The sequence below is a fragment of the Curtobacterium sp. NPDC087080 genome (assembly GCF_044745105.1).
Taxonomy (GTDB): domain Bacteria; phylum Actinomycetota; class Actinomycetes; order Actinomycetales; family Microbacteriaceae; genus Curtobacterium.
The window spans coordinates 505,874-516,986 of record NZ_JBIUZP010000002.1 but is presented as its reverse complement, the minus strand read 5'-3'; the positions used below and the strand labels follow the sequence as shown (position 1 = coordinate 516,986).

The following is an 11,113-nucleotide window of genomic DNA, read 5'->3' as shown; positions in this document are numbered from 1 at the left end:
CGCTGCGTGGACGGTGCGTCAGGAGACGCGGGCGGCGGCGGTGGAACCGAAGATGTGCTGGAAGGTGCGCTCGGCGATCGGTCCGGGGGCGTCGACCGAGCAGCCGTACATGTCCTGCTCGACGATGCCGAAGACCTGCGGGTTGATCCGTGCGACGGCCTCGATGATCGGAGCCAGCTCGGGGGTGCCGTGCGGCGGCTCGGTCATGATCCCCTGCGCGACCGCGGTGGCGAAGGGCACGTCGTTCTTCAGGACGTCGAACAGCAGGTCGGTGTCCACCTGCTTGAGGTGCAGGTACCCGATCCGCTCCGGGTGCGCGGCGATGAGCTTCAGGTTGTCGCCGCCGTAGTACGCGAAGTGCCCCGTGTCGAGGCAGAGGTTCGTGTACTCCGGGTTCGTCACCTCGAGGAACCGCACGGTCTCCTTGTAGGTGCCGACGTGGCTGTCGGCGTGCGTGTGGAACTGCTGGTGGACGCCGAACTCCTCGAGCAGCGCCTTGCCGAGCTGGTCGTGCCCCCTGCCCAGGCGCTCCCACTGCTCGTCGGTCAGCGTGCGGGCCTCGAGGACCTCCTCCGTCGCGTCCGAGCGCCAGAGGTCGGGGATCGTCACGAGGTGCTCGGCGCCGAGCGCCGCCGCGAGGCCGGCCACCGCGACGGCCTGGTCCCACGCCCGCTGGAACTGGTCGTCGCCCTTGTGGAACCCGGTGAAGACGGTCCCGGCGGACAGCTTGAGCCCGCGGGACTCGAGCTCGTCGGACAGCTGCGACGGGTCGGTCGGCAGGTAGCCGTAGGGACCGAGCTCGATCCACTCGTACCCGGCTGCGGACGCCTCGTCGAGGAAGCGCTGCCACGGCACCTGGCCGGGGTCGTCCGGGAACCAGACGCCCCACGAGTCCGGGGCGGTACCGATGCGGATGGAGGCGGGTGCCGCGTCCGTGGACGGGGCGCCGGCGGGGGTTGCGGTGTCGGTCATGACGTCGCTGTCGCTTTCTGGGTGGGGTGGACGGTCGGGTCAGCCGAGCAGGGGCCGCTGCGACGCGACCTGCTGTTCGTACTCGGCACGGGCGTTCCGGGTGCTCTCGAGCGTGGAGGTCTGCGCGACCGGTACGTCCCACCAGCCGTTGCCCTCGGGGGCGTAGAGGAGCGGGTCCGAGTTGATGTGCACCAGGGTGGTGTGGTCGTTCGCCTTCGCCTGACGCAGCGCGGCCTTGAGGTCCTCGACGGCGTCCGGGCCGGGTTGGACCTCGATGACGTCGACGCCGTAGGAGCGGGCGTTCGCGGCGAGGTCGACGGGGAGCGGGTCGCCGTTCTCGAACGACCGGGTCTCGTCGAGGTACCGGTACTTCGTGCCGTACCGCTCGGAGCCCACCGTCTCGGACAGGTGCCCGATCGACGCGTACCCGTGGTTCTGGACGAGCACCACGATGATCTTGATGCCCTCGGCCACCGCGGTGACGAGCTCGGTGTGCAGCATGAGGTACGACCCGTCGCCGACCATGACGATCGCGTCGCGGTCCGGCGCGCCCCGGCGGACTCCGATGCCCCCGGCGATCTCGTAGCCCATGCACGAGAACGCGTACTCGACGTGGTAGCCGAGCGCGTCCCGCACCCGCCACAGCTTGTGCAGGTCGCCCGGCAGCGAGCCCGCGGCCTGGACGACGACGTCGCGGGGGTCGGAGACCTCCTGCACCGCGCCGATGATCTCCGGCTGCCCCGGCAGGGCGCTGCCCGACGGCGCGAACGCGGCGTCGACCATCCGGTCCCACTCCTGCTTCCGCGACGCGATCTCCGCGGCGTACTCGGCATCGACGGCGTACGACGAGTCGGTGGTGAGCGCCGCGGTGAGGGCGACCAGCGCCTCCCGGGCGTCGGCGATCACCGGCAGCTGCGAGCCGTGCTTGTGGGCGTCGAACGACGCAACGTTGACGTTGACGAAGGTGACGTCGGGGTCCTGGAAGGCGGTCCGCGACGCCGTGGTGAAGTCGCTGTAGCGCGTGCCGATGCCGATCACGACGTCCGCCTGCGCGGCGATCGCGTTGGCCGCGGCCGTCCCGGTCGCTCCGATGCCACCGAGGTACTGCGGGTGGTCCCAGACGAGCGACCCGCCACCGGCCTGCGAGGTGCCGACCGGGATCCCGGTCGCCTCGACGAACGCGCGGAGCTCGTCCTCGGCACCTGAGTACAGGACGCCACCACCGGCCACGATGACCGGACGCTCCGCGCTCCGGATCGCCTCGACCGCACGGGCCAGCGGTCCGCGTTCGGGCAGCGGACGCCGGACGTGCCACTCGCGCGGCTGGAGGAACGACACCGGGACGTCGAGCGCCTCGGCCTGCACGTCCTCCGGCAGGGCGATCGTCACGGCACCGGTCTCGGCCGGGTCCGTGAGCACGCGCAGCGCGGCGAGCGCGATCGAGAACAGCTGCTCGGGCCGCTCGACGCGGTCGAAGAACCGCGAGAGCGGACGGAACGCGTCCGTGACCTGCAGCGAGGTGTCGTGCGGCATCTCGATCTGCTGCAGCACCGGGTCGGTCGTCCGGGTCGCGAACGTGTCCGAGGGCAGCAGGAGCGCGGGCAGCCGGTTCGTCGTGGCGAGTGCCGCGGCGGTGAGCATGTTCGCCGCACCCGGACCGACCGACGCCGTCGACGCGAAGGTCGCACGGCGGCGGTGCATGCGGGCGAAGCCGACGGCCTCGTGCACCATCGCCTGCTCGTTGCGGGCCTGGTGGTACGGCAGCAGGCCGGGCTGGTCGTCGTGGAGCTGCTTGATCGCCTGGCCGAGGCCCGCGACGTTCCCGTGCCCGAAGATGCCGAAGATGCCCGGGATGGTGCGCTCGCGGACGTCGCCGTCGACGGTCCACTGGTTCGCCAGGAACTCGACGAGCGCCTGGCCGACGGTCATCCGGCGGGTCTGCTCCGGACCGGTGTGCTGGCTCATCGGGAGGGCTCCTTCTCGTAGGGCAGGCGTGGGTCGATCGACTCCGAGGTCCACGTCTGACGGACCCACCCGTGGGCCGGGTCGTCGGTGATGTTCCAGACGCGTTCCGGGTCCGGCCCGGCCATCACGTTGAGGTAGTACATGTCGTAGCCGGGGGCGGCGACGGCCGGGCCGTGCCAGCCGTACGGCACGAGGGCGATGTCGCCGGTCCGCACCTGGCGGAACTCGTCGATGGGTCGGTCGTCCGAGGCGTACGCGCGGTGCAGGGCGAACGGGTCGGCGCCCGCCGGCACCTCGACCACCCCCGACGAGACGTCCCGGGAGACAGCAGCCTCGTAGTAGTAGATCTCCTCGAGGTCCGACTCCTGGCCCGGACGGTTCGTGTCGTGCTTGTGCGGCGGGTACGACGACCAGTTGCCGGCCGGCGTGATCACCTCGCAGACGATGAACCCGACCGCGTCGAGGGCGGCCGGGGTGCCGAAGTTGTGCACCTGCCGGCTGGACTGCCCCGCGCCGCGGAGCTCGACGGGGACGTTGTCGCGTGCGACGTACACGCTCGGCTTGACTGTCTCGGTGGGTGCCTCGGCCACGGCGACCCGACCGGAGCCGGTGATCGTCGCGGCGGTACCGGACCCGAGGTACAGGACGTCGGTCGGCCCCTCGAAGACGCCGGAGCGTCCTTCGAGCGCCTGCTCGGTGTCGTCGTACGCGACGGTGAAGCTGCCCGCGAGCGGGACGACGAGCCGTTCGACCGCGTCGGCCGGGAGGCGCAACGCACCCCCGTCCTGCACGGCGCCGGTCCGCAGACCGGTGTGCGTCCACCCCTCGATGCGGCCGTCGACGACGTCGGTCCAGCCCGCCTCGGGGCGGGAGCCCGCCGGGATGAACCAGCGGTCGTGCTGCTGCTGTTCGTTCGCCATGCTGCGGATCAGCCGTTCGACGGGAAGCCGAGGTCGACACCGCCGTGCGTGGCCGGGTCGAGCCAGCGCGAGGTGATCGCCTTCTGGCGGGTGAAGAAGCTCACGCCGTCGGCGCCGTACGCCTTGTGGTCGCCGAACAGCGAGTTCTTCCACCCGCCGAACGAGTAGTAGGCCACCGGCACCGGGATCGGGACGTTGATGCCGATCATGCCGACCTGCACGTCGCGCTGGAACCGTCGGGCAGCACCACCGTCGTTCGTGAAGATGGCCGTGCCGTTGCCGAAGGCTCCGGAGTTGATCAGCTCGAGGCCCTCGTCGTAGGACTGCACCCGGACGACCGACAGCACGGGCCCGAAGATCTCCTCGGTGTAGACGCGGCTCGAGGTCGGCACCCGGTCGATCAGCGTCGGGCCGAGCCAGAAGCCGTTCTCGTCGCCGTCGGGTCGGACGGTGCGGCCGTCCACCACGACCACCGCACCGTCCTGCTCGGCGACCTCGATGTACGAGGCGACCTTGTCGCGGTGCTGCCGGGTGACGAGCGGGCCCATGTCGCACCCGCGGCGTCCGTCACCGATGCGCAGCGTCGCGGCGCGCTCCGTGATCTTCGCGACGAGCTCGTCGGCGACCGGCTCGACCGCGACGACGACGGAGATCGCCATGCAGCGCTCGCCGGCCGAACCGAAGCCCGCGTTGATCGCGTTGTCCGCGACGAGGTCGAGGTCGGCGTCGGGCAGCACCAGCATGTGGTTCTTCGCCCCGCCGAGTGCCTGGACGCGCTTGCCGTGCTTCGTGCCCGTCTCGTAGACGTACTGCGCGATCGGTGTCGAGCCGACGAACGAGATCGACTCGACGTCCGGGCTGGTCAGGAGGCCGTCGACGGACTCCTTGTCGCCGTTGAGCACCGTGAGGACGCCGTCGGGCAGCCCGGCCTCCTGGAACTTCCGCGCGAGCCAGATCGCGGCGGACGGGTCCTTCTCACTGGGCTTGAGCACGACGGTGTTCCCGGCGGCGATCGCGATCGGCAGGAACCACAGCGGCACCATCGCCGGGAAGTTGAAGGGCGAGATGATGCCGACGACACCGAGCGGCTGACGGATCGAGTAGACGTCGATGCCGGTCGAGACCTGGTCGGAGAACTCGCCCTTCATCAGCGACGGGATGTTCGTCGCGAGCTCCACGACCTCCTGCCCGCGGGCGATCTCGCCCAGGGCGTCGTCGATGACCTTGCCGTGCTCGCTCGTGATGATCTCGGCGAGCTCGGCCTTGTCGCGGTTCAGGACCTCGCGGAACGCGAAGAGGATCTGCTGCCGCTTCGCGAGCGACAGGTTCGCCCACGCCGGGAACGCCGCCTTGGCGCTCGCGATCGCCCGCTGGATCTCGGCCTCGTCGGCCAGGGCGACCTGCTTCGTGGCGACGCCCAGCGCCGGGTCGTAGACCGGAGCCGTCCGGCCGGAGGTCGACGTCACGTGCTCGCCGTCGATCCAGTGCCCCACCGTCGTGGTCTCGGTGCTGGTCTCGGTGCTGGTGGTCATGCGTTGCTTCCTTCCGGGACGGACGTGTCCAGGGTGGTGGACGAGGCAGGCGAGTCGGCGTGACCGCGAGCCGGTGTGGAGAACTCGGTCCGCGCCTCCCGGCTGTGGACGAGTGAGGACGCGACGTCGACCGCGGTGGCGACGTCACCGTCCTGCGGGTAGAGCAGGGTCCGGCCGACGACGAGTCCGCGGACGCCCGGCAGGGCGAGCGCGTCGGCCCACGTGGCGTACGTCTCGTCGGGGCTGCCCGAGGGGTCGCCGCCGAGCAGCAGCGTCGGCAGGGTGGTCGCGGCCATGACGCGGGCCATGTCGTCGACGACCGGGATCTTCAACCAGCTGTAGGCGCTCGACTCCCCCAGCCCGGCTGCGATCGCCATCGAGGTGATCACGGCGTCCGCGCTCAGGTCGTTGACGACCCGACCGTCGCGCCACGAGGACATGAACGGCTCGAGCATGATCGGCAGCTGCAGGGCGGCGGCTTCGCTGACCGCCCGTGCCGTCGCCTCCAGCGTCGGCGCGGTGCCGGCGTCGTCGAGCGCGACGCGGACGAGCAGCTTCGCGAAGTCGAGCCCGGCGTCCTTGATGGCCCGTGCCGAGTACGCGGTGTAGCGGTCGTCGAGCTCGAACGAGGCGCCGCGCAGACCGCCGCGGTTCATCGAGCCGACGACGACCTTGCCGTCCAGCGCCCCCAGGAGGGCGAGGTCCTCGAGGACGTCCGGGGTCCCGAGGACCCCGTCGACGCCCGGACGGCCGAGTGCCACGACGAGTCGTTCGAGCAGGTCGTAGCGGTCGGCCATCGCCGAGGCGTCGTCGCGGACGGCGAGCGCACCACGGGCGGGGTGGTCGGCTGCGACGATGAAGAGCTTGCCGTCGTCGGCGAGCAGCGGACGACGGGTGCGGGTCCGCAGGACTTCCGCGACCCGTTCCGGGGACCCGGCGCGCAGGTCGCGCAGCCTGGCGAAGTCGGCGGGGCTGATCTCAGGCATCGATGCCCTCCTTCGTGGTCGCCTGCGCCGGGTTCGTGCGCAGGAACTCCTCGATCTCGTCGCTCGTCGGCATCGCGGTCGAGCACTCGAAGCGGGTGGCGACGATGGCGCCGGCCGCGTTCGCGAACGCGAGGGTGCGGTCGAGGCTCCAGCCCTGCAGCAGGCCGTGCACGAGTGCGCCGCCGAAGCCGTCGCCGGAACCGAGCCCGTTGACGACGTCGATGGTGTGCGGCCGGTACTCGACGGTCTCGTCGCGGGTCTTCGCCAGCACACCCTTCGGACCCTGCTTCACGATCGCGACCTCGACGCCGCGCTCGAGCAGGGCGTCGGCGGCGCGCACGGGGTCGGTCTCCCCCACGGCGACCTCGCACTCCTCGCGGTTGCCGACGGCGACGGTGGCGTGCTCGAGGGCGACGCCGACCTCACGGGTCGCGGCGGCCGGGTTCGACCAGAACACCGCCCGGTAGTCGAGGTCGAGCACGGTGTGGATCCGGGTGCCGCTCGTCGACGCGCTCCGTGCCGCGTAGGCCGCGTGGTGCGCGCTGCGGCTCGGCTCCTCGCTGAGTCCCGTCACGGTCGTCCAGAACACCCGGGTCCGTTCGATGGCGTGGAGCGGCAGGGACTTCGTCGTGATCATCAGGTCCGGGGCCTTGGGCGCCCGGTAGAAGTACAGCGGGAAGTCGTCCGGCGGGAAGATCTCGCAGAAGGCGACGGGGGTGTTGAGGCCCTCGACGGTCTCGACGAAGTCGTTCGCGACGCCGAACTCCGGCAGCGTGCGGGCGATGTACCGACCGAACGGGTCGTCGCCGGTGCGGGTGACGACCGCCGCGTCGGCGCCGTGCCGGGCGGCGGCGATGGCGACGTTGGTCGCGCTGCCCCCGACGGACTTCGAGAAGGTCGTGACGTCCTCGAGTGGTCCGGTCTGCTGCGGGTAGACGTCGACGCTGACGCGTCCCATCGTGATCACGTCGTGGACGTGGGGAGCTTCGTTGGTCATGCGACGCGAGGACCTTCCGTGCGGCTTCATCGGCGGACGGTCACGACTGTACACGGACTTTGCCCTAATGTCAGTACATGGACGCGCCCGTCCCCTCGACACGCCCGCCGTCGGCCTGGAGGCGCGGTGTCGGTGGGCACTGCCACGGTTGCGTCATGCAGATCCTCGCCCTGGTCATCGGTCTCGTCCTCGGTGCCGCCGTCGGTGCCGTCGTCGCGTGGTCGCTCGCCCGCTCACGCGCCGGCGTCGACGCCGCCGCGGCCCGCGCGACGGCCGACGCGCTGCGTGCGCAGCTCGACTCGGTGCGCGCCGACGCCGAGGAACGCCTCGACGCGCAGGACGCGCAGTACCGCCGCCAGGTCGACTCCCTCGAGCGACGGGCCGCCGAGCTCGAGCACCTCGTGCAGCGCATGCACGGCGCGGACGCGGCTCGGAACCAGGGCGAGTCGAAGGTGCTGTCGGCGCTCAGCCCCGTCGCGCAGACGCTCGACCAGATGCGGGCGAAGATCGCCGAGCTCGAGCAGTCGCGGTCCGAGCAGTACGGCGCCCTGTCCGCCCAGCTGCGGTCGGCCGCCGAGTCCGAGGAACGGCTCCGTGCCACCGCGGACACGCTCGCGAGCGCCCTGTCGTCGAACAGCACCCGCGGCGTCTGGGGCGAGACGCAGCTGCGGAACGTGGTCGAGGCCGCCGGGCTCCTCGAACGGGTCGACTTCGACGTGCAGTCCGAGGTCACGACCGCCGCGGGCACCGCCCGACCCGACATGGTCGTGCACCTGCCCGGGGGCAAGACGATCGCCGTCGACGCGAAGGTCCCCTTCAGCGCGTACCTGCAGGCTGCGGAGATCCCGGCGAGCGCGACCGGGGCCGAGGGTGCTCGGCGCGACCAGCTCGTGGCGCAGCACGTCAAGGCACTGCGGGCGCACGTGGACGCCCTGGCCGCCCGGGAGTACTGGACGGGCTACGACGCGTCGCCCGAGCTGACGATCGCGTTCATCCCGTCCGAGTCGCTGATCTCGAGCGCGCTGGCCGCCGACCCCGGGCTGCTCGACCACGCCTTCCGCAAGCGCATCGCACTGGCGTCACCCGTCACGCTGTGGTCGGTGCTCAAGACGGTGGCGTTCTCGTGGCAGCAGGACGTCGTGACCGCCGAGGCCCGGGAGCTCTTCCGGGTCTCGCGCGAGCTGTACGGACGCCTGGCGACCCTGGGCGGGCACGTCGACAAGCTCGGCCGCGCGATCCGGGGGTCCGTCGTCGACTACAACCGCTTCGTGGGGTCGCTCGAGCGTCAGGTGCTGCCGAGCGCCCGGCGCCTGTCGCTGCTCGACGAGTCGAAGGTGCTCGCCGCCCCGGCGACGATCGACGACGAACCGCGGTTGCTCACGGCGCCCGAGCTCGTCGGCGCCCTCGACGAGGACTGAGCGCGGCGGCCGGCGCGAGCCGCCCCCGCACAACGAGAAGCACCCCGAACCACGTGATCCCGTGGTGCGGGGTGCTTCTCGTTGTGCGAGCGGTCAGGCGTCCCGGAGGATGTCAGCGCACCGGGCGGATCAGAACCACTTTTCGGCGCGGTGGTCGGCCTGGATGCGGCGGATCGTGTTCGAGCGCGAGCGCAGCACGAGCGAGTCCGTGTGGATGACACCGCGCGAACGACGGACGCCGTCCACGAGCACACCGTCGGTGACCCCCGTCGCGACGAAGAACGTGTTGTCGCCCGTCACCAGGTCGTCCTGGTCGAGGACCTTGTCCAGGTCGTGCCCGGCGTCGAGGGCCTTCTGGCGCTCCTCGTCGTCCTTCGGCTGGAGCTTGCCGAGGATCACACCGCCGAGCGCCTTGATCGCGCACGCGGTGATGATGCCCTCCGGGGTACCGCCGACACCGACGCACATGTCGATCTTCGACCCGGGCAGCGCGGCCGAGATGCCGCCGGCGACGTCGCCGTCGAGCAGCAGCCGGGTGCCGGCACCCGTGGCGCGGATCGCGCGGATGAGCTCGTCGTGGCGCGGGCGGTCGAGGACGGCGATCTGCATGTCCTCGATGTCCTTGTGCTTCGCCTTCGCGAGCGCGCGGATGTTCTCACCGATCGGCTTCTCGAGGTCGAGGATCCCGCGACCCTCGGGACCCGCGGCGATCTTGTCCATGTAGAACACGGCCGACGGGTCGTACATCGACCCGCGGTCCGACACGGCCATCACGGAGATGGCGTTCTGCCGGCCGGCGGCGGTGAGCGAGGTGCCGTCGATCGGGTCGACCGCGATGTCGCAGGCCGGGCCGTGGCCGTTGCCGACGTGCTCGCCGTTGAAGAGCATCGGGGCGTCGTCCTTCTCGCCCTCGCCGATGACGACCACGCCGTCGAAGTTCACCGTGCCGAGGAACTTCCGCATCGCGTCGACGGCCGCACCGTCCGCGAGGTTCTTCTCGCCCCGGCCGACCCACGGCTGCGCACGGATCGCGGCGGCCTCCGTCGCACGCACGAGCTCGAGCGCCAGGTTGCGGTCGGGCTGGAGGAACAGGGAGCCGGTCTCAGTCGTGGGAGTCACGACCAGAGCCTACCGACCGGCGACCAGCCGGGGCCGCAGCAGCGGGCGTCGTGAACGCATGTGCACGACGACCGGAAGGTACCCGCGTAACGACCACCGCGCCTCCAGTGCCGCTGACTAGGCTCGGCGGGGAACCACCAGTCGAAGGAGATCGCAGTGCCCATCGCAACGCCGGAACAGTACGCCGAGATGCTCGAACGAGCGAAGGCCGGCAAGTTCGCCTACCCCGCGGTGAACGTGTCCTCCTCCCAGACGATCAACGCGGTCCTCCAGGGCCTGCAGGAGGCCGGCTCGGACGGCATCCTCCAGGTCACCACCGGTGGTGCCGACTACTTCGCCGGGCATACCGTGAAGAACCGCGCCGCCGGTGCCCTCGCGATGGCGCGCTTCGCGCACGAGGTCGCGAAGAACTACGACGTCACCGTTGCGCTGCACACCGACCACTGCCCGAAGGACGCCCTCGACGGCTTCGTCATGCCCCTCATCGCCGCGAGCGAGGAGGAGGTCCGTCAGGGCCGCAACCCGATCTTCCAGTCGCACATGTGGGACGGCTCGGCCGTGCCGCTCGACGAGAACATCGAGATCGCCCGGACGATGATCGAGAAGACGCGCAACATCAACGCGATCCTCGAGGTCGAGATCGGCGTCGTCGGCGGCGAGGAGGACGGCGTCCAGCACGAGGGCACCAACGACGCGCTGTACACGACCCCGAACGACGTCGAGAAGGTCGTCGACGCGCTCGGCCTGGGCGACAAGGGCCGCTGGATCGCCGCCCTCACGTTCGGCAACGTGCACGGCGTCTACAAGCCGGGCAACGTCAAGCTGCGGCCGGAGCTCCTCGGTGAGATCCAGGCCTCGGTCGCGCAGAAGCACGGCACCGGCGAGAACCCGCTCGACCTCGTGTTCCACGGCGGCTCCGGCTCGACCGACGACGAGATCCACGAGGCCGTCCGCAACGGCGTCATCAAGATGAACATCGACACGGACACGCAGTACGCGTTCACGCGCTCGATCGCCGACTCGATGTTCCGGAACTACGAGGGCGTGCTGAAGATCGACGGCGAGGTCGGCAACAAGAAGCAGTACGACCCGCGCGCGTGGGGCAAGGTCGCCGAGACCGCGATGGCGGCCCGCGTCGTCGAGGCCGCGAAGGTCCTCGGCTCGGCCGGCAACAGCAAGGGCTGATCCGACCCGCGCCCCGGCG

At 71.0% G+C, this 11,113-nt stretch carries 9 protein-coding genes; 2 read left to right on the top strand and 7 right to left on the bottom strand.

Annotated features, from left to right (window positions below):
- Positions 1 to 18: 18 nt before the first annotated feature.
- Genes ACIPEQ_RS06625 through iolC form a run of 6 tightly spaced genes read right to left on the bottom strand, consistent with a single transcriptional unit; the run spans position 19 to position 7,372 of the window.
- Positions 19 to 972, bottom strand: coding sequence for a sugar phosphate isomerase/epimerase family protein (locus ACIPEQ_RS06625; RefSeq protein ID WP_402714564.1), 954 nt, complete (start codon positions 970 to 972; stop codon positions 19 to 21).
- A 39-nt stretch (positions 973 to 1,011) separates the two neighbouring features.
- Positions 1,012 to 2,937 carry a 3D-(3,5/4)-trihydroxycyclohexane-1,2-dione acylhydrolase (decyclizing) gene (iolD, locus tag ACIPEQ_RS06620; protein ID WP_402714563.1) on the bottom strand — a complete coding sequence of 642 codons (1,926 nt, stop codon included), beginning with the start codon at positions 2,935 to 2,937 and terminating at the stop codon, positions 1,012 to 1,014.
- A complete protein-coding gene (gene iolB / locus ACIPEQ_RS06615; RefSeq protein ID WP_402714562.1) occupies positions 2,934 to 3,857 on the bottom strand; it encodes a 5-deoxy-glucuronate isomerase in 924 nt (307 codons plus the stop codon). The genes iolD and iolB overlap by 4 nt, the downstream gene beginning before the upstream one ends.
- 8 nt (positions 3,858 to 3,865) lie before the next feature.
- On the bottom strand, positions 3,866 to 5,389 hold the full coding sequence (locus ACIPEQ_RS06610; RefSeq protein ID WP_402714561.1) for a CoA-acylating methylmalonate-semialdehyde dehydrogenase: 1,524 nt from the start codon (positions 5,387 to 5,389) through the stop codon (positions 3,866 to 3,868).
- Positions 5,386 to 6,375, bottom strand: a complete 990-nt coding sequence (locus tag ACIPEQ_RS06605; protein WP_402714560.1) for a class I fructose-bisphosphate aldolase — start codon at positions 6,373 to 6,375, stop codon at positions 5,386 to 5,388. Before ACIPEQ_RS06605 ends, ACIPEQ_RS06610 begins: the two co-directional genes overlap by 4 nt.
- Positions 6,368 to 7,372: a 5-dehydro-2-deoxygluconokinase gene (iolC, locus tag ACIPEQ_RS06600; RefSeq protein WP_209823163.1), complete on the bottom strand. Its 1,005-nt coding sequence runs from the start codon at positions 7,370 to 7,372 to the stop codon at positions 6,368 to 6,370. Before iolC ends, ACIPEQ_RS06605 begins: the two co-directional genes overlap by 8 nt.
- Before the next feature lie 155 nt (positions 7,373 to 7,527).
- Between iolC and ACIPEQ_RS06595 the strand changes: the two genes are divergently transcribed.
- On the top strand, positions 7,528 to 8,790 hold the full coding sequence (locus ACIPEQ_RS06595) for a DNA recombination protein RmuC (protein ID WP_402714559.1): 1,263 nt from the start codon (positions 7,528 to 7,530) through the stop codon (positions 8,788 to 8,790).
- Between the two features lie 129 nt (positions 8,791 to 8,919).
- Here the strand turns inward: ACIPEQ_RS06595 and glpX are convergent, their stop codons facing one another.
- Positions 8,920 to 9,909, bottom strand: coding sequence for a class II fructose-bisphosphatase (gene glpX, locus ACIPEQ_RS06590; RefSeq protein WP_126890835.1), 990 nt, complete (start codon positions 9,907 to 9,909; stop codon positions 8,920 to 8,922).
- Between the two features lie 156 nt (positions 9,910 to 10,065).
- On the opposite strand from glpX, the gene fbaA reads away from it, so the two are divergent.
- The gene (gene fbaA, locus ACIPEQ_RS06585) at positions 10,066 to 11,094 is read left to right on the top strand and encodes a class II fructose-bisphosphate aldolase (RefSeq protein WP_402714558.1); all 1,029 of its coding nucleotides are present in this window, start codon (positions 10,066 to 10,068) and stop codon (positions 11,092 to 11,094) included.
- The last annotated feature ends 19 nt before the right edge of the window (positions 11,095 to 11,113 follow it).

Coding starts and splice junctions, on each gene's coding strand:
- iolD (WP_402714563.1), bottom strand. CDS start 2,937: ATGAGCCAGCACACCGGTCCGGAGCAGACCCGCCGGATGACCGTCGGC.
- ACIPEQ_RS06625 (WP_402714564.1), bottom strand. CDS start 972: ATGACCGACACCGCAACCCCCGCCGGCGCCCCGTCCACGGACGCGGCA.
- ACIPEQ_RS06605 (WP_402714560.1), bottom strand. CDS start 6,375: ATGCCTGAGATCAGCCCCGCCGACTTCGCCAGGCTGCGCGACCTGCGC.
- ACIPEQ_RS06610 (WP_402714561.1), bottom strand. CDS start 5,389: ATGACCACCAGCACCGAGACCAGCACCGAGACCACGACGGTGGGGCAC.
- ACIPEQ_RS06595 (WP_402714559.1), top strand. CDS start 7,528: ATGCAGATCCTCGCCCTGGTCATCGGTCTCGTCCTCGGTGCCGCCGTC.
- iolC (WP_209823163.1), bottom strand. CDS start 7,372: ATGACCAACGAAGCTCCCCACGTCCACGACGTGATCACGATGGGACGC.
- iolB (WP_402714562.1), bottom strand. CDS start 3,857: ATGGCGAACGAACAGCAGCAGCACGACCGCTGGTTCATCCCGGCGGGC.